This window comes from Streptomyces prunicolor NBRC 13075, from assembly GCF_000367365.1.
Lineage (GTDB): Bacteria > Actinomycetota > Actinomycetes > Streptomycetales > Streptomycetaceae > Streptomyces > Streptomyces prunicolor.
Window position 1 is genome coordinate 31,906 of the sequence record NZ_BARF01000091.1, and the last position, 21,497, is coordinate 53,402.

A 21,497-nucleotide genomic window follows, 5' to 3' on the forward strand; every position below is an offset into this window, starting at 1 on the left:
CCGTAAACGGGCGGTGCGCGGGTGGGCAAGCATTTCGGCCCACAGCCGCCAACGACGCCCGACCCCCACGACAAACGCCCACCCTCCAGCCCACGGTGAACGGGCGGTGCGCGGGTGGGAGACTCACCTCAGACTACGCACGTCAAGATGCCGAAGCACCCGGTCCACGATCTCCGGATCCGCCCCCGGCTCACTCCGCGCCGCCAACACCTCATGCCGAGCCGCGCTCATCATCTCCCCCTGGATCCGCCGCATCCGCTTCACCCGCTTCACCCGCTTCTCGTACGCCTCCCGCCGCTCCCCGTCCCCCACCTCGGGAGAGATCCGCACCCCGATGTCGAACGCCCGCCGCAACAACTGCTCGGACACCTCCTCCGGCAACTCCTCCACATCCTCGATCTCCCGCAGCCTCCGCTTCGCGGCCTTCGCCGCCCGCACCGCCAGTTCCTTCTCGAACGCCTTCTCGCTGTCGGTGTCGGCCCGCACCCCCAGCCGCTTCACCAGCCACGGCAACGTGAGCCCCTGAAGCACCAGCGTCGCCATGATCACCCCGAACGCGATGAACACGATCTCGTCCCGGTCCGGGAACGCCGACCCGTCGTCCATGGTCAGCGGGATCGCCAACGCCAGGGCCACGGACGCCACCCCGCGCATCCCCGCCCACCACATGATCACGGTCTCCCGCCAGGACGTCGGGATCTCCTCGTCGTAGTCCCGCTTGGCGTGCAGCCGTTTCGTCAGCCAGGTCGCCGGCAGCAACCACGCCAGCCGTACGACCACCACGACCCCGACGATCGCGGCGGCCCAGCCGAGCATCTCGCCCCACCGCCCGGACGCCGTACGGATCGCGTTGTGCAGTTCGAGCCCGATGAGCCCGAACGCGACCCCTGTGACCAGCGTGTCCACGACATCCCACACGGTCGCCCCGGCGAGCCGGGTCAGCACATCATCGGCGCCCAGGGAGTACTCCGCCAGGAACAGCGCGGTGGTGAGCACCGCGAGCACCCCGGACCCGTGCAGTTCGTCGGCCAGGACGTACGAGGCGTACGGCACCAGCAGCGTCAGCCCGATCTGCAGGGTGGCGTCGTCGAGGGCCGACATCAGCTTGTTCGTGGCCCACCCCAGGGCCACTCCGACCACTACGGCGACGACGGCGGACAGCACGAAGTCGAGCCCGGCACGCCAGAAGTCGAAGCTCCCGCTGACGGCGGCGGCGATCGCGACGTGGTACAGCACGATGGCCGTCACGTCGTTGAAGAGACCCTCGCCCTCCAGGATCGACACCAGCCGCCGCGGCAGCCCGAGTTGCCCGGCGACGGCGGTCGCGGCGACCGGATCGGGCGGTGCCACGAGCGCGCCGAGCGCCACGGCGGCGGCGATCGGCAGGCCGGGCACGATCGCGCTCGCGACGGCGGCCACGGCGAGGGTGGTGACGAAGACCAGCGCCACGGCCAGCAGGAAGATGGGCCGGATGTTGGCCGTGAACTGCCGCCAGGAGGTGCGCCGTACGGCCGCGTACAGCAGCGGTGGCAGCAGCAGGGGCAGGATCAGGTCGGGCGGGACGTTCACGTTCGGCACGAAGTCGGCCACCGCGAGGACTATCCCGAGGAGCGTCATGAGCACCGGCGAGGGCAGACCGAACCGGTCCCCCAGCGGGACGCTCACCACGGCCCCGAGCAACAGGACGAAAAGCAGGGCCAATTGATCCACGGTCAGGGCTCCGGCGGGATCTCGACGTTCAACTAGCGGACGTCCAAGCCTGCCATGCCGCCCGCCCGACCAGCTCTTTCGACGCCCTCAGGTTGTGGAGCCGGTCACAGCGCGCACCGCATCGCCCGATGCGGAATCCCCGCGTCCGGGAACTCCGGCCCGTACACCTCGTAGCCGAGCCGTTCGTAGAACCCCAGCGCATGCGTCTGCGCGTGCAGATCCACGGCGGCCAGCCCACGCGCACGTGCCGCGTCCTCGATGGCCCGCACCAACGCGACCCCGACCCCGAGCCCCCGCGCCTCCTTGGTGACGGCCAGCCGCCCCAGGGACCCCACGGTCGCGTCCCCGTCGGTCTTCGCCGCGGCCGCCTCGCCGTACAGCAACCGCCCGGTACCCAGCGGCGTCCCGTCCTCCCGCACGGCGAGGACATGCGTCGCCACGGCGTCGTAGTCGTCGTACTCGAGCTCCTGGGGCACGCCCTGCTCGACGACGAAGACCTCCTTGCGCACCGCGAAGCAGGCCTCACGGTCGGCGGGATCGTCGGCGACGCGCACCACGTACGACGACGGACTCACGCGTACGTCTCCTCGCGCACCAGGTCCAGGGCCTGCTGAAGGTCGTCCGGGTAGCCGCTCTCGAACTCGACCCACTGTCCGTCGGCGGGGTGCTCGAAGCCGAGCCGGACGGCGTGCAGCCACTGGCGGGTCAGGCGCAGCCGCTTGCTGAGCGTCGGGTCGGCGCCGTACGTCAGGTCGCCCACGCACGGGTGGCGGTGGGCCGCCATGTGCACACGGATCTGGTGGGTGCGGCCGGTCTCCAGCTTCACATCGAGCAGGGAGGCCGCGCGGAACGCCTCGATCAGGTCGTAGTGCGTGATCGACGGCTTGCCCTCGGCGGTGACCGCCCACTTGTAGTCGTGGTTCGGGTGGCGGCCGATGGGGGCGTCGATGGTGCCGCTGGTCGGGTCGGGGTGGCCCTGGACCAGCGTGTGGTAGCGCTTGTCGACCGTGCGCTCCTTGAACTGGCGCTTCAGCGAGGTGTACGCGCGCTCCGACTTGGCGACCACCATCAGACCGGATGTGCCTACGTCGAGGCGGTGCACGATGCCCTGGCGCTCGGCGGCACCGGACGTCGAGATGCGGTACCCGGCGGCGGCGAGGCCGCCGATGACCGTGGTCCCGGTCCAGCCGGGGCTGGGGTGCGCGGCGACGCCGACCGGCTTGACGATCACTACGACGTCATCGTCGTCGTAGACGATCTCCATACCCTCGACCGGCTCGGCGACGATCTGCACGGGCGCGGGTGCCTGCGGCATCTCGACCTCGAGCCAGGCCCCGCCGTGCACCCGCTCGGACTTCCCGACCACCGAGCCGTCGACCGTGACCTTCCCCGCGGTGGCCAGCTCGGCGGCCTTCGTACGGGAGAAGCCGAACATGCGGGAGATGGCGGCGTCGACACGCTCGCCCTCCAGGCCGTCGGGCACGGGCAGGTTTCGGATCTCGGGAACTGTGCTCACCCGGTCGAGTATGCCGGACGGGTCCGACACCGCCTTACCCGAGCCGGGGCGCTCAGGCCTCGCCGACTCGCGCTCAGCCCTCGTGGATCCGCGCTCAGTCCTTGTGGACGGTGCCGTCCGGGTCCAGGCCGCGGAAGGAGAGCAGCACGATCAGGATGCCGCCGCACACGATCGCCGAGTCGGCGAGGTTGAAGACGGCGAAGCCCTTGGGCGCGATGAAGTCGACGACCTCGCCCTGGAAGATGCCGGGCGAGCGGAAGATCCGGTCGGTGAGGTTGCCGAGCGCGCCGCCCAGCAGCAGCCCGAGCGCGATGGCCCACGGCAGGCTGTAGAGCTTGCGGGCCAGCCGGGCGATCACCACGATCACGGCGGCGGCGATCATCGTGAAGATCACCGTGAAGGCCGCGCCGAACCCGAAGGCGGCGCCGGGGTTGCGGATCGCGTGGAACTCCAGCCAGTCCCCGAAGACCTCGATCGGCGCGTGGTGCTCCAGCTTGGCGACCACGAGCAACTTGCTGACCAGGTCGAGGGTGTACGCGAAGACGGCCACCACGAAGAGCACGGTGATCCGCCGCCTGCCCCTGGGGGGCGCACTCTCGCCCTGCTCCGGCTCGGCCCCCGCCGCCTCTGGGGTATCCGGCGTACCGATGATGCGCTCCGCCTCTGCCACGTGAGTCCCTCGACCTAGGTACCTAACTCAGGATGAGGGTACGGCACACCTGTCGGCAGCTTCAGTACCGGCGTCAGTACCGCGTCAGTACCGGCGCTCCTGCTTCTGCTTGCACTCCACGCACAGGGTGGCCCGGGGGAAGGCCTGCATACGGGCCTTGCCGATCGGGTTGCCGCAGTTCTCGCACAGACCGTAGGTGCCGGCGTCCAGCTTCCCCAGGGCGCGCTCGGTCTGGATCAGCATCTCGCGCGCGTTGGCGGCCAGCGCCATCTCGCTCTCGCGCGTGATGTTCTTGGTCCCGGTGTCGGCGTCGTCGTCGCCCGCGCCGTCCCCGGAGTCCCGCATCAGGCCGACGAGGGCCTGCTCGGTGGACGTGATCTCCTCGCTCAGCCGCGCCGCCTCGGACTGCAACTCGGTACGGGCCTCCTCGACCTCCTCGGGCGTCCAGGGGTCCTCCCCGGGGCGCACCGCGAGCTCGCCGGGCACCGCCGCGACCCGCGCCTTGGGAACGGCCCTCTTCGCCGCAGTGGCCGTACCCGGAGTCTTCTTCGCAACCACCGTCGTGGCTCCCGTCTGCTCCGCGGCCTGCGCCGCGCCCGCCTTTGCCTTCTTGGCCGCGCTCTTCTTCGTGCCGGTCGTGCCCTTGGTTCCCGTGGTTCCCGCAGTGCGATTCGTGCCCGTGGTGCTCTTCGCAGAACCGCTTTTCGCACCGGCGGTGCTCTTCGTAGGGCTGCTCTTCGCCGACGTGCTCTCAGGGGCGACGGTCTTCTTCACAGCCGCTTTCTTCACAGCCGCTTTCTTCACGGCCGTCTTCTTCGTGTCCGTGGCCTTCGGGACGGCCGCCGCCTTCGTAGCGGTCGTCTTCCTGGTCACCGTCTTCGTAGCGGTCGTCTTCGTAGAGGCCGTCTTCGTAGCCGTGGCCTTCGTAGCCGCCGCCTTTTTCGTCGCCGTGGTTTTCGCGGCGCTCTTCTTGGCCACCGTCTCCTCGGCCATCGCCTTCTTGACGGCCCCCGGTCTTTCGGCCCCTTCCCCGGTCGCCTTCTTCGAAGAAGCCGCCTTCGTAGCGACCGCCTTCTTGGACGCGGTCTTCTTCGCTGCGGTCTTCTTCGCCACCATGGCCGCGGCCCCTTCACATTTTGTGATCACGCACGCGAATCGTGCTGGGACGATAAATCGACTTGAGTCCCGCGGCAACGGGGCACGCCGCCCGATTCGTCCACCCCCCTGGCCTCGCGCGGCAAGCCTTCATGCGTTGTGCCCAGCTCCCCGCCGGGTAATCCGCCAAGTCCGACACCTCGAACATCGAACGCGTGTTCAGCGCCATTCGAGTCATGAACCGTGTTCGCAAGCCTCCCGCCGAGGCCCCCGCAAAACCGGTCGGCCGCTGTCCGTGCGGCCCCGTACACTGGGCGGAGCGAGAAGCGTGGATGGGGACGAGTAGCGGCGTACGCAGCCCAGAGCGACCCGGGGACGGTGGAAGCCCGGGGGCCGGCACGACGTGAAGATCACCCCGGAGCCGCCGGAAGAAAGCCGCAGCCGACCGGCCGTGGCGAGTAGACCCGGTATCGCGACCCCAATGAGGGGGCTCACTGGTGCGCTGGACGCACCGGGGAGCCAAGGAGGGTGGTACCGCGGGAGCGCGCCGCACACGGCGTACGGAAAGTCGTAGCTCTCGTCCCTCCGGACGGAAGGCAGAAAGTCCGCCGGAGGAAGCTCGCTGATGACAACGCCGACGTACCGCCAGGTGCCCGCCCAGGTCGACCTGCCCGCGCTCGAGCACGCCGTGCTCGACTTCTGGCGCGAGCAGAAGATCTTCGCCAAGACCCTGGACCAGTCCGAGGGGCGCCCCGAGTGGGTGTTCTACGAGGGCCCGCCCACGGCCAACGGCATGCCGGGCGCCCACCACATCGAGGCGCGCGTCTTCAAGGACGTTTTCCCCCGCTTCCGGACCATGCGCGGCTACCACGTGGGCCGCAAGGCCGGCTGGGACTGCCACGGCCTCCCGGTGGAGCTGGCGGTGGAGAAGGAGCTGGGCTTCACCGACAAGCAGGACATCGAGGCGTACGGCATCGCCGAGTTCAACGCCAAGTGCCGCGAGTCCGTGACCCGGCACACCGATGCCTTCGAGGCGCTCACGACCCGCATGGGGTACTGGACGGACCTCGAGGACCCGTACCGCACGATGGACCCCGAGTACATCGAGTCGGTCTGGTGGTCGCTCAAGGAGATCTTCAACAAGGGTCTGCTGGTCCAGGACTACCGCGTCGCCCCCTGGTGCCCGCGCGACCAGACGGGCCTCTCGGACCACGAGCTGGCGCAGGGCTACGAGACGGTCGTCGACCCCTCCGTGTACGTCCGTTTCCCGCTCACCTCCGGTCCGCTGGCCGGCCGTGCCGCGCTCCTGGTGTGGACGACGACCCCCTGGACGCTCGTGTCCAACACGGCCGTCGCCGCCCACCCCGAGGTCACCTACGTCGTCGCGACGAAGGGCCCCGACAGCGCAGAGCAACTCGTCGTCGCCGAGCCGCTGTTCGCCAAGGCGCTCGGCGAGGGCTGGGAGACCACCGGTGAGACCTTCACCGGCGCCGAGATGGAGCGCTGGACGTATCAACGTCCGTTCGAGCTCGTGGAGTTCCCGGAGCCGGCGCATTACGTCGTCAACGCCGAGTACGTGACGACCGAGGACGGCACGGGTCTGGTCCACCAGTCCCCCGCCTTCGGTGAGGAGGACCTCAAGGTCTGCCGCGCGTACGGCCTGCCGGTCGTGAACCCGGTCCGTCCGAACGGCACCTTCGCCGAGGACGTCCCGCTCGTAGGCGGTGTCTTCTTCAAGAAGGCCGACGAAAAGCTCACCGAGGACCTCAAGGACCGCGGCCTGCTCTTCAAGCACGTGCCGTACGAGCACAGTTACCCGCACTGCTGGCGCTGCCACACCGCGCTCCTGTACTACGCGCAGCCCTCCTGGTACATCCGCACCACAGCGGTCAAGGACCGCCTCCTCCAGGAGAACGAGAACACCAACTGGTTCCCGGACACCGTCAAGCACGGCCGGTACGGCGACTGGCTGAACAACAACATCGACTGGGCGCTGTCCCGCAGCCGCTACTGGGGCACCCCGCTCCCGATCTGGCGCTGCGAGGACAACCACCTCACGGTCGTCGGCTCCCGCGCGGAGCTGACCGAGCTGACGGACACCGACCAGTCCGGCCTGGACCCGCACCGCCCGTTCATCGACGCGGTCACCTTCGCCTGCCCCCAGTGCGGCGAAACCGCCACGCGCGTGCCCGAGGTCATCGACGCCTGGTACGACTCGGGTTCGATGCCGTTCGCGCAGTGGGGCTACCCGCACAAGAACAAGGAACTCTTCGAGTCCCGCTACCCGGCGCAGTTCATCTCCGAGGCGATCGACCAGACCCGCGGCTGGTTCTACACGCTGATGGCCGTCGGCACCCTGGTCTTCGACAAGTCCTCGTACGAGAACGTGGTCTGCCTGGGCCACATCCTCGCCGAGGACGGCCGCAAGATGTCCAAGCACCTGGGCAACACCCTGGACCCGATCCCGCTGATGGACCGCCACGGAGCGGACGCGGTGCGATGGTTCATGGCGGCGGGCGGCTCCCCGTGGGCGGCACGCCGCGTGGGCCACGGCACCATCCAGGAAGTCGTCCGCAAGACCCTCCTGACGTACTGGAACACGGTCGCCTTCCAGGCCCTGTACGCGCGCACCTCCGACTGGGCGCCGAGCGCGGCGGACCCGGCCCCGGCCGACCGCCCGGTCCTGGACCGCTGGCTGCTGTCCGAACTCCACGCGCTCACCGACCAGGTGACGCAGGCTCTGGAGTCCTACGACACCCAGCGCGCCGGCAAGCTCCTGTCGGCGTTCGTCGACGACCTGTCCAACTGGTACGTCCGCCGCTCCCGTCGCCGCTTCTGGCAGGGCGACAAGGCCGCGCTGCGCACCCTGCACGAGGTCGTCGAGACGGTCACCCAGCTGATGGCCCCGCTGACCCCGTTCATCACCGAGCGGGTCTGGCAGGACCTGATCGTCCCGGTGACTCCGGGCGCCGCGGAGTCCGTCCACCTGTCCTCGTGGCCGGAGGCGGACCTGTCCGTCATCGACCCGGAGCTGTCCAAGCAGATGGTCCTCGTACGGCGCCTGGTGGAGCTGGGCCGGGCCACGCGCGCGGAGTCGGGCGTCAAGACGCGCCAGCCACTGTCCCGCGCGCTGATCGCGGCCACGGGCTTCGCCGCCCTGGACCGGGAGCTGCACGCGCAGATCACGGAGGAGCTGAACGTCGAGGGGCTCGCCTCGCTGAGCGAGGTCGGCGGCTCGCTGGTCGACACCACGGCGAAGGCCAACTTCCGCGCCCTGGGCAAGCGGTTCGGCAAGCGCGTCCAGGACGTCGCGAAGGCCGTGGCGAACGCCGACGCCGCCGCGCTGTCCCTCGCCCTGCGCGAGGGCACGGCGACCGTCGAGGTGGACGGCGAGACCATCACGCTGGCTCCGGATGAGGTGATCATCACAGAGACCCCGCGCGAAGGCTGGTCCGTGGCCTCCGACTCGGGGGCGACGGTCGCCCTCGACCTGGAGATCACCGAGGAGCTGCGCCAGGCGGGCCTGGCCCGTGACGCGATCCGGCTGATCCAGGAGTCCCGCAAGAACAGCGGCCTGGACGTGGCCGACCGGATCGCCCTGCGCTGGACCTCGACCGACCCGGCGGTCATCGCGGCCCTGTCCGAGCACGCGGCCCTGATCGCCGACGAGGTCCTCGCCACGGACTTCGCCCAGGGCGAGGCGGACGACACCTACGGCACCCCCTTCACGGACGAGGGCCTGTCCCTGGTGTTCCGCCTGCACAAGGTCTGAGCACCACCGGCACCCGAAAGGGCCCGGCCTCCTTCGTGGAGGCCGGGCCCTTTTCTCACGCCCAACGGCGGCCAACTCACCTGAGCCAACGGTCAACTCACGTGATCCAGCGCTCAACCCGCGTAAAAAGGGCGGGGCCCCGGATCGAAATCCGGGGCCCCGCCCTGTTGAACGCTGCCGACGCCCAAGGCGTACTAAAGGCCGGTCAGTTGTCGTCCTCGTCGATCAGGAACCCGCGCATCGGCGACGGAGCCTGACCCATCGGGGACGGGCCCTGCGGCCGTACCGGCGCCATCGGCTGGGTCATGGCCGGAGACATCTGCTGCTGGCCGCCGTAGGACGGGCCGGCCGGAGCCGGGCCACCCATGCCCTGCGGGCCGCCGTACGACGGGGCGCTCGCGCCGGCCGGGGCCATCGAGGGCGCCGGGGACGGCGGAAGCGACGCGGCGGCCGGAGCACGCGGCGGGGCCAGCGAGTCGTCGGCCTGGGTCTCCAACTGACGCAGCTGGGACTCCAAGTAGGACTTCAGACGCGTGCGGTACTCGCGCTCGAAGCCGCGCAGGTCCTCGACCTTGCGCTCCAGCGTGGCGCGGGCGGACTCCAGGGAGCCCATCGCGACGCGGTGCTTCTCCTGCGCGTCCCGCTCCAGGGCGTCGGCCTTGGCACGGGCGTCACGCTCAAGACCCTCGGCGCGCGAACGGGCCTCGCCGACAATCTTGTTGGCCTCGGAACGGGCCTCGGCGATCGCCTGGTCGGCGGTCTGCTGGGCCAGCGAGAGGACACGGGCGGCGCTGTCGCCACCGGGGCCCTGCTGCGGCATGCCGCCACCCATGGGTCCGCCCATCGGGCCGCCCATCTGCTGCTGCATGGGGGGCTGGCCGCCCATCTGACCCTGCATCGGGCCCTGGCCCATCTGCTGCATCTGGCCCTGCATCGGACCCTGGCCCATCGGACCCTGACCCATGGGGCCCTGTCCCATCGGACCCTGACCCTGCGGGCCGCCCTGGCCCTGGCCGCTGGGGCCTGCGGGCAACTGCGGGGCACCGCTCGGCAGTTGGGGCGGGCCGCCCATGGGGCCGCCCATCTGCTGCGGCGGGCCCGATATGCCGGCGGGCACCGGGCCACCCGGACCGCGCATGCCTTGCGGGGGCATGCCCTGCTGGGGCATCCCCTGCTGCTGCATGCCGCCTTGCTGCATGCCACCTTGCTGCATGCCGCCCTGCTGCTGGTCCTGTTCGGGGGGCTTGCGCATGTTCTGTTGGTTCTGGGCGGCTGCGCGCGTGGCCGCGGCCAACTTGGCGCGCAGGTCCTCGTTCTCGCGCAGCAGACGCGTCAGTTCGGCTTCGACCTCGTCGAGGAAGGCATCGACCTCGTCCTCGTCATAGCCTTCTCGGAGGCGGACGGTCGTGAACTGCTTGTTCCGCACGTCCTCGGGGGTCAACGGCATCTCTTCACCTCAACGTAGTCATCGGCAGTCGGCAAGACCGTATCGTCCACTGTCACCTCGCGAGATTGCCCACGATAGAGATCAAGATGTAGACGATGATCATCAGGACGAAGAAGGACAGGTCGAGCGCCACGCCCCCGAGACGCAACGGCGGGATGAACCGCCGTAGAAGCTTCAACGGTGGATCGGTGACAGTGTAGGCGGCCTCCAGAACGACCACCATCGCCTTGCCGGGTTGCCATGAGCGGGCGAACTGGAAGACGTAGTCCATGACCAACCGGAAGATGAGCACGATGAGGAACACCATCAGCGCGATGTAGATCACCTGCGCGAACACGCTCATGGTCTGTCTTTCCCTCTCCCCTGTTCCGTGCTTCCTAGCGGCTGTCTGTCTCAGCTCTGATTGAAGAACCCGCCCTCTGCGATGCGGGCCTTGTCCTCCGCCGTGACATCGACGTTAGCAGGCGACAACAGGAACACCTTCTGCGTCACCCGCTCGATGCTGCCGTGAAGACCAAACACCAAACCGGCCGCAAAGTCGACAAGTCGCTTGGCGTCTGTGTCATCCATCTCAGTCAGATTCATGATCACCGGGGTGCCTTCACGGAAGTGTTCCCCGATGGTACGGGCCTCGTTGTAGGTCCGGGGGTGAAGTGTGGTGATCCGGTAAGGCTCTCGTTCCGACACGACCTTGGGCATGATCACCGGTGCGTTCTTCTCCAGGGACTGGCGTTCTTGTGTGATGGATGCCACGGGCGCGATACGCGCCGGACGCCCTGATTCCGCACCCAGTGAAGCGGAATGGGACACCGGTTCGCGAGGGGCCGGAGGCTGCACCACTCGTACCGGTTCGTCCCTTTGAGACTGATGCGGGCTGTGTGACTGGTGCGACGGCTCGTGCCGTCGACGGTCCCGCTCGGGCTCCGGGTCCAGTTCGGGTTCGAAGTCGTCATCGGGGTCGAAACCCCGGCCGTCGTACCCATCGTCCTCCACGAGGCCGAGGTAGACCGCCATCTTGCGCATCGCGCCGGCCATGCTCTGAGTCCTCCGCTCTGTGGTGGATCGGCTGACGACTGCCAAGTGCCCGCGATCCACGAGGTCGTTACGCCCACTTTCGGGGGCATTGACCATATTTTCTACTGTGGTCCGACTTCCTGGCGACGTTACCCGAGCCTGGGGCGCACGCCGAGTACCGCAGTGCCGACGCGTACATGTGTCGCTCCGGCTGCCACGGCCTGTTCGAGGTCCGCACTCATCCCTGCCGACACCATGTTCGCAGCAGGATGGGCTCGGCGCAGGTCAGTCGACAAATCCATCAACCGGCCGAACGCCTCCTGTTGGCGTCCGGCGTACTCGCCGGTGAGCGGAGCGACGGTCATCAGACCGTCGAGCCGCAACCCCGGAGCCCCGGCGACGAGATCGGCCAACTCCCCGATCCCGCCCGGCCCTACGCCACCCCGCTCGCCCCGCCCGCTCACTCCCGCGTCGAGCGCGACCTGGATGAGACAGCCCAGTTCGCGCCCGGACCGCTCGGCCTCCTTCGACAGCGCGGTGACGAGCCGGGAACGGTCGACCGACTGCACGACATCGGCGTAACCGACCACGGATCGCACCTTGTTGGTCTGCAACTGACCGACGAAGTGCCAACTCAGCGGCAGATCCGCGCAGTCGGCGGCCTTCGGGGCGGCGTCCTGGTCCTTGTTCTCGGCGACATGACGCACACCGAGTTCGGCCAACGTTCGTACGTCGCTCGCCGGATAGGTCTTGGTGACCACGATCAGGGTCACCTCTTCGCGCTTCCGCCCGGCCGCCGCGCAGGCGGCGGCGATGCGCTCCTCGACTCTCGCCAGATTCACGGCGATTTCTTGCTTACGGTCCGTCATGTCCGATCAGTCCAACCAGACATAGCTCGCCAGCCGCCCGGTCGTCCGGTCGCGGCGGTACGAGAAGTGGTCGCCCGATTCACGGGTGCACACCGGCGACTGCTCCCGGTCGCGCACCCCGAGCCGGTCTAGCTGCGCGTGCGCTCCGGCGGTCACGTCGACCGCGGGAGTGCCCCAACTCGTCTCGGCGTACGCCGCGGGTTCCACGGCGGCGACGTCGGCGCGCATGTCCGCGGGCACTTCGTAGCACCGGCCGCAGACGGCGGGTCCGGTGCGGGCGATGATCCGGGCGGGATCGGCGCCGAGTTCCACCATGGCCGCCACTGCGGCCGGAACGACCCCGGCCACCATGCCCGGGCGTCCGGCGTGGGCCGCGCCCGCGATCCCGGCGACCGGGTCGGCGAGCAGGACCGGGGTGCAGTCGGCGGTCAGCACGGCGAGGGCGAGGCCGCGCCGGGCGGTGACGACCGCGTCGACAGAGGGGACGTCCGAGGAGCCCCAGGGCCCCTCGACGACCGCCACGTCCGCGCCGTGCACCTGGTTCATCCAGACCACCAGCGCCAGGTCCAACCCCAGTGACTTGGCGGCCAGTTCGCGATTGGTACGTACCGCTTCGAGGTCGTCGCCGACCGCGCCGCCGAGGTTGAGCTCCTCGAACGGAACGGCGCTCACCCCGCCCCACCTGTCGGTGAAGGCGAAGTGCGCGCCGCTCACGGTGTCGACCTGTCCTATCACTTCAGGAAGTCCGGTACGTCCAGCTCCTCGGCGGCGCTGTCCGAGTAGGTCCGCGACGGCGGGACCGGCGGGGCGACCGGGAGGTCGGCGACCGGCTCCGGAGCGTGCTCCGGCTCCTCCTTCGGCTTGACGCTGCCGAGCGAGCCGAAGGACGGACGGCTCTCCTGCCGTACCGGAGTCGGCTCGTCGCGGCGGGCCGAGGACGAACTCGAGCCCGTCTCACGGCGGGTCGGCGGCTGGCCGCCGTCGAAGCCGGCCGCGATCACGGTGACCCGGACCTCGTCGCCGAGGGCGTCGTCGATGACCGCGCCGAAGATGATGTTGGCCTCGGGGTGGGCTGCCTCGCTGACCAGTTGGGCCGCTTCGTTGATCTCGAACAGGCCGAGGTCGGAGCCGCCGGAGATGGACAGCAGGACGCCGCGGGCGCCGTCGATGGAGGCTTCGAGGAGCGGCGAGGAGATCGCCATCTCGGCCGCCGCCACCGCGCGGTCGTCGCCGCGGGCCGAGCCGATGCCCATGAGGGCCGAACCGGCCTCGGACATCACGGACTTGACGTCGGCGAAGTCGAGGTTGATCAGGCCGGGCGTGGTGATCAGGTCGGTGATGCCCTGGACGCCGGAGAGCAGGACCTGGTCCGCCGACTTGAAGGCGTCGAGGACCGAGACCTGGCGGTCCGAGATGGACAGCAGCCGGTCGTTCGGGATGACGATGAGGGTGTCGACCTCTTCGCGGAGTTCGGCGATGCCGTCCTCCGCCTGGTTGGCCCGGCGCCGTCCCTCGAAGGTGAACGGGCGGGTGACCACGCCGATGGTGAGGGCGCCCAGGGTGCGTGCGATGTTCGCCACGACGGGCGCGCCGCCGGTGCCGGTGCCGCCGCCTTCACCGGCCGTCACGAAGACCATGTCGGCCCCCTTGAGGACCTCCTCGATCTCCTCGCGGTGATCCTCGGCGGCCTTGCGGCCGACGGCCGGGTTGGCGCCGGCGCCGAGTCCGCGGGTGAGTTCGCGGCCGACGTCGAGTTTGACGTCGGCGTCGCTCATCAACAGCGCCTGCGCGTCGGTGTTGATGGCGATGAACTCGACGCCCTTGAGGCCGACCTCGATCATCCGGTTGATGGCATTGACACCACCGCCGCCGACACCGATGACCTTGATGACTGCGAGGTAGTTCTGCGGTGCTGCCACGTCGAAGGCCTCTCGCCTCGAGTTACGTGTCGCCGATCGCGGTGCTCCGCGATCCGACGACGGATGTCGAATGGGACGGTCCGTAGCGCCGACCCGAACCCTAACGTTGAAGTTTAGGGTTACCAGTGTGTCCGTTCCTTGAAGTCTTCTGAACAGGACACTAAGTCGACAAGTGGCGCACGTTCAACGAACACGCCGAACCTCCCGTTTTTCTTTTCACCCTATGTGATCAGCCGTAGCGCTGCCCAACCAGGGTGCTGGCCTGCGCGAATGTGCGTCAACTCCCGGCTGACGCAGGGGCGGTGGGAACACTTACATCGAAGTACCGGGCGCCGGAAGCTGCTTTCATGAGAGCGGTGAGCGTACGCGCCTTCGCCGCGCCCTTGTCGCCACTTCCCCAAGAGACCGTCCGGCCACCGCTCAACTCCAGCGAGATGTCGTCGTAGGAACGGACCTTGACGACTTGGGTGTCCCGCGCGACCGCGGCCGGAATGCCACCCGCGACCTTCACCGCCTCGCGCACGAGCCGGTCCTCGTCGAAGCGGCGCAGGCTGGCCGCGGACGAACCCGATTGAGAGAGCGTCAATTCGAGGGTGGGGACGGACTTCGGCGGCGTGGAAACAGTGGCGAATCGCACGCCATTGGCGTCCACTTCGACGAAGTTTCCGCCCTTTTTCACCACCAGAACCGGGCTGCGTTCGGTCACTTTCAGCCCGATTCCATGAGGCCAGGAACGGACTACGTCAACCGCGTCAATTCGGGGCAATTTCCTGCGGAGTCGGGCTTCGATCGCATCGGTGTCGACGGAAATCAGCGGTCCGCCGACCGGAACGTCGGCCGCTTCGCGCACCTGCTCCGGCGTCAGAACCTTGGTCCCGGAGACCGACACCTTCTCCACCCGCAGCCACTGCGAGCCGTAGAGCAGCCAGACCGCCGCGGTGCCCAACAGGACTGCGGCGAGGGCGAGTACGACAATCAGACGAAGGCGCCGCGGTCCCAGGCGCCGGACAAGGGGCGGGCCGGACGACTCCTGTTGGCGTTCACCGCGCTCGGCGGTCGTCGGTCCGGCCACGATCCCCTGCCTCTCTCACATATGGCTAGCGGTGCCGCGAGGCGATCGCCTCGTACACCATGCCGACGAGCAGGTCGTCGGCGTCCCGGCGGCCGAACTCGCTTGCCGCGCGCGACATTTCGTACAGCCGGTGCGGATCGGCGAGCACGGGCAGGACGTTGCCCTGGATCCACTCGGGCGTCAGTTCCGCGTCGTCGACCAGGAGTCCGCCGCCGGCCTTGACCACCGGCTGGGCGTTCAGCCGCTGTTCGCCGTTGCCGATGGGCAGCGGGACGTAGGCGGCCGGGAGTCCGACGGCGGAGAGTTCGGCGACGGTCATCGCGCCCGCACGGCAGAGCATCATGTCGGCCGCGGCGTACGCGAGGTCCATCCGGTCCACGTACGGTACCGGGATATAGGGGGGCATCCCCGGCATCTGGTGCACCTGCGGCAGTTCGTTCTTCGGGCCGACCGCGTGCAGGATCTGGATTCCGGCCTGTTGGAGGTACGGCGCGACCCGCTCGACCACCTCGTTCAGGTGCCGGGCGCCCTGCGAGCCGCCGGAGACCAGCAGCGTCGGCAGGTTCGGGTCGAGCCCGAACGCGGCCCGGGCCTCGGGCCGTACGGCCGCGCGGTCCAGGGTGGCGATCGAGCGGCGCAGCGGGATGCCGATGTAACGGGCGTCGCGCAGCTTGCTGTCCGGGGTCGAGACGGCGACCCGGGCCGCGTAGCGCGAGCCGATCTTGTTGGCCAACCCGGGCCGGGCGTTGGCCTCGTGGATCACGATCGGCACCCCGAGGCGCTTGGCCGCGAGATAGCCGGGCAGCGCCACATAGCCGCCGAAGCCGACGACGCAGTCCGCCTTGGTGCGCTCCAGGATCTGCTCGGCCGCCTTGATGGTGCCGCGCAACCGGCCCGGCACGGTGATCAGTTCGGGGGTGGGCCTGCGCGGCAGGGGTACGGCGGGGATCAGCGCGAGTTCGTAGCCCCGCTCGGGTACGAGACGGGTCTCAAGGCCGCGCTCCGTGCCCAGGGCCGTGATCCCCACAGTGGGGTCCTGCCTGCGCAGGGCGTCCGCGAGGGCGAGCGCGGGCTCGATGTGGCCGGCGGTCCCCCCACCGGCGAGTACGACATGCACCGAAATTCACCGCTCTCCGGACGAACGCGCCGCCGAGGCACGCCGTCGCATCGTGTTCCATCTGCGGGGACTCCGGCCGGAACCGGGTCCCCTGCCCCCCCGTTTTCTACCAAAGCGGGGTTGCCGCATCGCAAGCGCCGCCCGCGCAGCGGGGTCGTCGCGCGCGAAGGCGATCAGCAACCCGATGGCGAACATGGTCGGCAGCAGGGCGGAACCCCCGTAGGAGAACAGCGGGAGCGGGACGCCGGCGATCGGCAGCAGGCCGAGCACCGCACCGATGTTGATCACCGCCTGAGCGATGATCCAGGTGGTCACGCCTCCCGCGGCATACCTGACGAAGGGGTCCTCCGTGCGTCCGGCCACGCGGATACCCGCATAGCCTAGAGCCGCGAAGAGGGCGAGCACCGACAGTGTGCCCGCCAGACCCAGTTCCTCACCGGTGACGGCGAAGATGAAGTCGGTGTGGGCTTCGGGGAGTTGACCCCATTTCTCCACACTCGCACCGAGCCCGGAGCCGAAGATCCCGCCGGATGCGAGCGCGTAGATCCCGTGCACGGCCTGCCAGCAGTCGGCGACCCCGGTCTTGGGCTCGGTGGCGCCGATGCAGGCGAGCCGGGCCATGCGGTTGGGGCTGGTCTTGATGAGGATCACACCGATAGCGGCCGCGATCGAGAGAACGCCGACGAAGAGCCGGGTGGGCGCACCGGCCAGCCAGAGCAGGCCGAACAGGATCGCGGTGAGGATGATCGCCGTACCCATGTCGCCGCCGAGCATGATCAGCCCGAGCAGCATGAACGCGACCGGCACCAGCGGCACCAGCATGTGCTTCCACTGGGACAGCATCGCCTTGTCCTGCTTGCGGGCGAGCAGATCGGCGCCCCACAGGACGAGGGCCAGCTTGCCGAACTCGCTGGGCTGGATCTGGAAGGAGCCGCCGAGCGAGATCCAGTTGCGGTTGCCGTTGACCGACATCCCTATCCCCGGCAGCTGCACCAGCGCCATCATGAAGACGGCGCCCGCGAGGATCGGATAGGCCAGCGCCCGGTGGAGTTTGACCGGCATCCGCGACGCGGCGAGCGCCAAGACCCCGCCGATACAGGCGGCGAGGAACTGTTTGCGGAAGAAATACGAGCCGGGCAGCGAGAGTTGGAGTGCGGTGATCTGGGAGGCCGAGTAGACCATCACCAGACCCAGCACGGTGATCAGCACGCTGCCGCCTGCGATCAGGTAGTAGGCCGTCAGCGGACGGTCCCAGGCCCGGCGCGCGTTGGCGTAGAGCCGTCGTACGGGGTTGTCGCGGACGGTCCTGGCGGCTGCGGGACGTCTGGGGGTCCGCTGCTGCACGGGCGGCCGGCCGGTACGGCTACTGGGCATCAGCGCCTCCGCTTGCGTCGGTCAGGCGCCGAGTTCGCGAACCGCCGTGGCGAACGCGTCACCGCGCTTGTTGTAGTTGGCGAACATGTCCATGGAGGCGCAGGCCGGGGCGAGCAGCACCGTGTCGCCGGCGGCGGCGAGCCGCTGTGCCTCCTGGACAGCCGCGAGCATCGCCCCAGTGTCGGTCCGGTCGAGGTCGACGACGGGTACTTCCGGCGCGTGTCGCGCGAGGGCTTCGCGGATCAGCGCGCGATCGGCGCCGATCAGCACGACACCCCGAAGGTGCTTCGCCGACTTGGCGACGAGTTCGTCGAAGGTCGCACCCTTGGCGAGTCCGCCCGCGATCCACACGATCGACTCGTAGGCCGCCAACGAGGCTTCCGCCGCATGGGTGTTGGTGGCCTTGGAGTCGTCGATGTACGCGACACCGTCCACATCGGCCACGTGCGCGATGCGGTGCGCGTCGGGCGTGAAGGCCCGCAGCCCGTCCCGTACGGCCTTGGCGGGCACCCCGAAGGCGCGCGCGAGGGCAGCGGCGGCAAGGGCGTTGGCGATGTTGTGCGGGGCCGGCGGATTGACGTCCGCGACCTCGGCGAGTTCCTGCGCGTTCTTCTGCCGGTCCTCGACGAAGGCGCGGTCCACCAGAATGCCGTCCACGACGCCGAGTTGGGACGGCGCGGGACTGCCGAGGGTGAAACCGATCGCCCGGCACCCCTCCTCGACGTCGGCCTCGCGGACCAGCTCCTCGGTGGCCTTGTCGGCGACGTTGTAGACGCAGGCGACCCGATTGCCTTCGTAGATACGGCCCTTGTCGGCGGCGTACGCCTCCATCGAGCCGTGCCAGTCGAGGTGATCGGGCGCCAGGTTGAGAACGGCCGCGGAGTGGGCACGCAGCGAGGGCGCCCAGTGCAGCTGATAGCTCGACAGTTCCACGGCGAGGACGTCGTACTCCTCGTCCCCGAGTACGGCGTCCAGGACCGAGACGCCGATGTTGCCGACCGCCGCCGTGCGCAGGTCCGCCGCCTTCAGGATCGAGGCGAGCATCTGGACGGTGGTGGTCTTGCCGTTGGTGCCGGTGACGGCGAGCCAGGGGGCCGCTTCGGGGCCGCGCAGGCGCCAGGCGAGTTCTACGTCGCCCCAGATCTCGATCCCGGCTGCCCGGGCCGCCGTGAACAGCGGCTTGTCGGGCTGCCAGCCGGGGGTGGTGACGATCAGTTCGGTGCCGTCGGGCAGGGTCGCACCATCGCCGAGGCGCACGGTGATGCCGAGCGCCTCCAGGTCGGCCGCCTGGGCCCGGGAGCGCTCGTCGGCGCCGTCGTTGACGACCGTGACGAGCGCGCCGAGGCCGTGCAGGACCTTGGCCGCCGGGATGCCGGAGACACCGAGCCCGGCGACGGTGACGTGCTTGCCCTCGAAGGAGAGCCCCTGCCCATCGGTCACTTTTCCGCTGCCCATCCCGCGTAGAAGAGGCCCAGGCCGACGATCACGCAGATGCCCTGGATGATCCAGAAGCGGACCACGATGAGCACTTCGGACCAGCCCTTGAGTTCGAAGTGGTGCTGGAGCGGGGCCATTCGGAAGACCCGTTTGCCGGTGAGCTTGAAGGAGCCGACCTGGATGACCACCGACATGGTGATGAGGACGAAGAGGCCACCCATGATGGCGACGAGCAGCTCCGTGCGGGAGAGGATCGCCAGACCGGTGAGAACACCGCCGAGGGCGAGCGAACCCGTGTCCCCCATGAAGACCTTGGCCGGCGAGGTGTTCCACCACAGGAAGCCGAGGCAGGCACCCATCAGCGCGGAGGCGATGACCGCGAGATCGAGCGGATCGCGCACTTCGTAGCAGGCGTTCGGGTTGGTCAGGGTCTGCGCGTTGGCGCAGGACTCCTGGAACTGCCAGACACCGATGAAGGTGTAGGCGCCGAAGACCAGGACGGAGGCGCCGGTGGCGAGGCCGTCCAGACCGTCCGTCAGGTTCACGCCGTTCGACATCGCGAGGATCATGAACAGCGCCCAGATCACGAACAGGATCGGGCCGATCTTCCAGCCGAAGTCCGTGATGAACGACAGCTTCGTCGAGGCCGGGGTGTTGGCGCGGGAGTCCGGGAACATCAGCGCGAGGACCGCGAAGCTGATGCCGACGATCAGCTGGCCGGCCATCTTCGCCTTGGCCCGCAGGCCCAGCGAACGCCGCTTGACGATCTTGATGTAGTCATCGAGGAAGCCGACCAGCCCCATACCGCACATCAGGCCGAGCACCAGCAGCCCCGAGTAGGTCGGGGGGTAGCCGGTGATGACCTTGGAAAGGAAGTAGGCGACAACCGTCGCCAGGATGAAGGCGATACCGCCCATGGTCGGCGTACCGCGCTTGCTGGCGTGCTCGCGCGGGCCGTCGTCACGGATGTACTGGCCGTAGCCCTTGCGGGCCAGCAGCTTGATCAGCAGCGGGGTACCGACCAGCGTCAGGAAGAGACCGATGACGCCCGAGAACAGGATCTGCTTCATCATCGGGCATCGACCCCACCCTCGGCACCGGTCTCGACGAGCGCCTGCGCCACGCTCTCCAGACCGACCGACCGGGACGCCTTCACGAGAACGACGTCTCCCGGGCGCAACTCGCTGCGCAACAGGTCGACCGCCGCCTGTGCGTCGGACACGTGCACCGACTCCTCACCCCACGAACCCTCGTTATATGCGCCCAGTTGCAGCCAGGACGCTTCCCTGCCCCCGACCGCGACGAGCTTGCCGACATTGAGCCGGACGGCCAGCCGTCCGACCGCGTCGTGCTCGGCGAGCGCCTCGTCCCCGAGCTCGGCCATCTTGCCGAGCACCGCCCAGGTCCGCCGCCCCTTGCCCATGGCCGCGAGCGCGCGCAAGGCGGCTCGCATGGACTCGGGGTTCGCGTTGTAGGCGTCGTTGACGATGGTCACGCCGTCCGGTCGCTCGGTGACCTCCATCCGCCAGCGGGAGAGGGAGCCCGCCTCGGAGAGCGCGGTGGCGATCTCGTATGCGGACATGCCCAGCTCATGGGCGACGGCGGCCGCGGCGAGCGCGTTCGACACGTGGTGCTCACCGTACAGGCGCATGGTCACGTCGCTTGCACCGGAGGGTGTGTGGAGCCTGAAGGCGGGCTGTCCGCTGTCCGTGAGTCGCACGTTCTCGGCCCGTACGTCCGCTTCGCCGGACTCTCCGAAAAGGATCACCTTCGCCTTCGTACGGGACGCCATGGCCCGTACGAGCGGATCGTCCGCGTTGAGGACCGCGACGCCGCCATCCTCAACTGAAGGGAGCGCTTCTACGAGTTCGCCCTTTGCCTGCGCGATCTGCTCCCGGCCGCCGAACTCGCCGATGTGGGCGGTGCCGACGTTGAGGACGAGGCCGATCTGCGGGGGCGTCAGATCCGCGAGGTAGCGGATGTGACCGATGCCGCGGGCGCCCATCTCCAGGACGAGGAACCTCGTCTCGGCGGTGGCGCTCAGCGCGGTCAGCGGCAGCCCGATCTCATTGTTCAACGATCCCGGCGTGAACACCGTGGGCGCCTTGCGCGCGAGCACCTGGGCGATGAGGTCCTTGGTGCTGGTCTTGCCCGCCGAGCCGGTGAGGGCGACGAGGGTCGCGCCGAGCCGTCGTACGACATGACGGGCGAGGGCGCCCAGGGCGCTCTGGACGTCGTCCACGACGATCGCGGGCACGCCGACCGGGCGGGACGCCAGGAGGGCCACCGCGCCCGCCTCGACCACCGCGTTCGCGAAGTCGTGGCCGTCGACGTGCTCGCCGACGAAGGCGACGAAGAGGCTGCCTGGTTCCACTTCCCTGGAGTCGCGGACCACCGGGCCGGTGACCTGGACGGACGGATCCGGTATGTCGTGCGTCTGCCCGCCGACGACTTCTGCGATCTCGGCGAGGGAGAGGGCGATCAC

The 21,497-nt window shown here is 69.1% G+C and carries 18 protein-coding genes; 1 reads left to right on the forward strand and 17 read right to left on the reverse strand.

What is annotated here, in order from left to right; genetic code table 11:
* Positions 1-123: 123 nt before the first annotated feature.
* The 5 genes from SPR02S_RS38245 to SPR02S_RS38265 all read right to left on the reverse strand — a co-directional run bounded on the left by SPR02S_RS38245 (position 124) and on the right by SPR02S_RS38265 (position 5,012).
* Positions 124-1,710 carry a Na+/H+ antiporter gene (locus SPR02S_RS38245; protein ID WP_019062309.1) on the reverse strand — a complete coding sequence of 529 codons (1,587 nt, stop codon included), beginning with the start codon at positions 1,708-1,710 and terminating at the stop codon, positions 124-126.
* Positions 1,711-1,814: 104 nt separating this feature from the next.
* A complete protein-coding gene (locus tag SPR02S_RS38250) occupies positions 1,815-2,285 on the reverse strand; it encodes a GNAT family N-acetyltransferase (RefSeq protein WP_019062310.1) in 471 nt (156 codons plus the stop codon).
* Positions 2,282-3,226, reverse strand: coding sequence for an RluA family pseudouridine synthase (locus SPR02S_RS38255; RefSeq protein ID WP_026151228.1), 945 nt, complete (start codon positions 3,224-3,226; stop codon positions 2,282-2,284). The genes SPR02S_RS38250 and SPR02S_RS38255 overlap by 4 nt, the downstream gene beginning before the upstream one ends.
* A gap of 94 nt (positions 3,227-3,320) precedes the next feature.
* The gene (lspA, locus tag SPR02S_RS38260) at positions 3,321-3,896 is read right to left on the reverse strand and encodes a signal peptidase II (protein ID WP_026151229.1); all 576 of its coding nucleotides are present in this window, start codon (positions 3,894-3,896) and stop codon (positions 3,321-3,323) included.
* Between the two features lie 84 nt (positions 3,897-3,980).
* A complete protein-coding gene (locus SPR02S_RS38265; RefSeq protein ID WP_019062313.1) occupies positions 3,981-5,012 on the reverse strand; it encodes a TraR/DksA family transcriptional regulator in 1,032 nt (343 codons plus the stop codon).
* A 604-nt stretch (positions 5,013-5,616) separates the two neighbouring features.
* On the opposite strand from SPR02S_RS38265, the gene ileS reads away from it, so the two are divergent.
* Entirely contained in the window at positions 5,617-8,763 is a 3,147-nt protein-coding gene (gene ileS, locus SPR02S_RS38270; RefSeq protein WP_019062314.1) for an isoleucine--tRNA ligase, read from the forward strand.
* A gap of 205 nt (positions 8,764-8,968) precedes the next feature.
* On the opposite strand, the gene SPR02S_RS38275 is transcribed toward ileS, so the two are convergent.
* The 12 genes from SPR02S_RS38275 to SPR02S_RS38330 all read right to left on the reverse strand — a co-directional run bounded on the left by SPR02S_RS38275 (position 8,969) and on the right by SPR02S_RS38330 (position 21,497).
* The gene (locus SPR02S_RS38275) at positions 8,969-10,210 is read right to left on the reverse strand and encodes a DivIVA domain-containing protein (RefSeq protein WP_019062315.1); all 1,242 of its coding nucleotides are present in this window, start codon (positions 10,208-10,210) and stop codon (positions 8,969-8,971) included.
* A gap of 52 nt (positions 10,211-10,262) precedes the next feature.
* Positions 10,263-10,553: a YggT family protein gene (locus SPR02S_RS38280; protein ID WP_019062316.1), complete on the reverse strand. Its 291-nt coding sequence runs from the start codon at positions 10,551-10,553 to the stop codon at positions 10,263-10,265.
* Between the two features lie 50 nt (positions 10,554-10,603).
* Complete coding sequence (locus SPR02S_RS38285; protein ID WP_019062317.1) at positions 10,604-11,245, reverse strand: cell division protein SepF; 642 nt, start codon at positions 11,243-11,245, stop codon at positions 10,604-10,606.
* Positions 11,246-11,373: 128 nt separating this feature from the next.
* A complete protein-coding gene (locus SPR02S_RS38290) occupies positions 11,374-12,093 on the reverse strand; it encodes a YggS family pyridoxal phosphate-dependent enzyme (protein ID WP_019062318.1) in 720 nt (239 codons plus the stop codon).
* Between the two features lie 6 nt (positions 12,094-12,099).
* Entirely contained in the window at positions 12,100-12,828 is a 729-nt protein-coding gene (gene pgeF, locus SPR02S_RS38295) for a peptidoglycan editing factor PgeF (RefSeq protein ID WP_019062319.1), read from the reverse strand.
* Entirely contained in the window at positions 12,825-14,012 is a 1,188-nt protein-coding gene (gene ftsZ / locus SPR02S_RS38300; RefSeq protein ID WP_019062320.1) for a cell division protein FtsZ, read from the reverse strand. The genes pgeF and ftsZ overlap by 4 nt, the downstream gene beginning before the upstream one ends.
* A gap of 277 nt (positions 14,013-14,289) precedes the next feature.
* Positions 14,290-15,084, reverse strand: coding sequence for a cell division protein FtsQ/DivIB (locus SPR02S_RS38305; protein WP_019062321.1), 795 nt, complete (start codon positions 15,082-15,084; stop codon positions 14,290-14,292).
* Between the two features lie 25 nt (positions 15,085-15,109).
* Positions 15,110-16,201 (reverse strand): undecaprenyldiphospho-muramoylpentapeptide beta-N-acetylglucosaminyltransferase, encoded by a 1,092-nt coding sequence (murG, locus tag SPR02S_RS38310; RefSeq protein ID WP_019062322.1) that lies wholly within the window; start codon positions 16,199-16,201, stop codon positions 15,110-15,112.
* 6 nt (positions 16,202-16,207) lie between these two features.
* Positions 16,208-17,575, reverse strand: a complete 1,368-nt coding sequence (gene ftsW, locus SPR02S_RS38315; RefSeq protein ID WP_019062323.1) for a putative lipid II flippase FtsW — start codon at positions 17,573-17,575, stop codon at positions 16,208-16,210.
* Between the two features lie 21 nt (positions 17,576-17,596).
* Positions 17,597-19,030, reverse strand: a complete 1,434-nt coding sequence (murD, locus tag SPR02S_RS38320) for a UDP-N-acetylmuramoyl-L-alanine--D-glutamate ligase (RefSeq protein ID WP_174447588.1) — start codon at positions 19,028-19,030, stop codon at positions 17,597-17,599.
* Positions 19,012-20,085, reverse strand: a complete 1,074-nt coding sequence (gene mraY, locus SPR02S_RS38325) for a phospho-N-acetylmuramoyl-pentapeptide-transferase (RefSeq protein ID WP_063746293.1) — start codon at positions 20,083-20,085, stop codon at positions 19,012-19,014. Before mraY ends, murD begins: the two co-directional genes overlap by 19 nt.
* The gene (locus tag SPR02S_RS38330) at positions 20,082-21,497 is read right to left on the reverse strand and encodes a UDP-N-acetylmuramoyl-tripeptide--D-alanyl-D-alanine ligase (protein ID WP_019062326.1); all 1,416 of its coding nucleotides are present in this window, start codon (positions 21,495-21,497) and stop codon (positions 20,082-20,084) included. Before SPR02S_RS38330 ends, mraY begins: the two co-directional genes overlap by 4 nt.

Excerpts from the sequence above, each read along its gene's own strand:
- SPR02S_RS38280 (WP_019062316.1), bottom strand. The coding sequence starts at position 10,553 with ATGAGCGTGTTCGCGCAGGTGATCTACATCGCGCTGATGGTGTTCCTC.
- SPR02S_RS38265 (WP_019062313.1), bottom strand. The coding sequence starts at position 5,012 with ATGGTGGCGAAGAAGACCGCAGCGAAGAAGACCGCGTCCAAGAAGGCG.
- mraY (WP_063746293.1), bottom strand. The coding sequence starts at position 20,085 with ATGATGAAGCAGATCCTGTTCTCGGGCGTCATCGGTCTCTTCCTGACG.
- murD (WP_174447588.1), bottom strand. The coding sequence starts at position 19,030 with ATGGGCAGCGGAAAAGTGACCGATGGGCAGGGGCTCTCCTTCGAGGGC.
- SPR02S_RS38290 (WP_019062318.1), bottom strand. The coding sequence starts at position 12,093 with ATGACGGACCGTAAGCAAGAAATCGCCGTGAATCTGGCGAGAGTCGAG.
- ileS (WP_019062314.1), top strand. The coding sequence starts at position 5,617 with ATGACAACGCCGACGTACCGCCAGGTGCCCGCCCAGGTCGACCTGCCC.
- SPR02S_RS38275 (WP_019062315.1), bottom strand. The coding sequence starts at position 10,210 with ATGCCGTTGACCCCCGAGGACGTGCGGAACAAGCAGTTCACGACCGTC.
- SPR02S_RS38285 (WP_019062317.1), bottom strand. The coding sequence starts at position 11,245 with ATGGCCGGCGCGATGCGCAAGATGGCGGTCTACCTCGGCCTCGTGGAG.
- ftsW (WP_019062323.1), bottom strand. The coding sequence starts at position 17,575 with ATGCCCAGTAGCCGTACCGGCCGGCCGCCCGTGCAGCAGCGGACCCCC.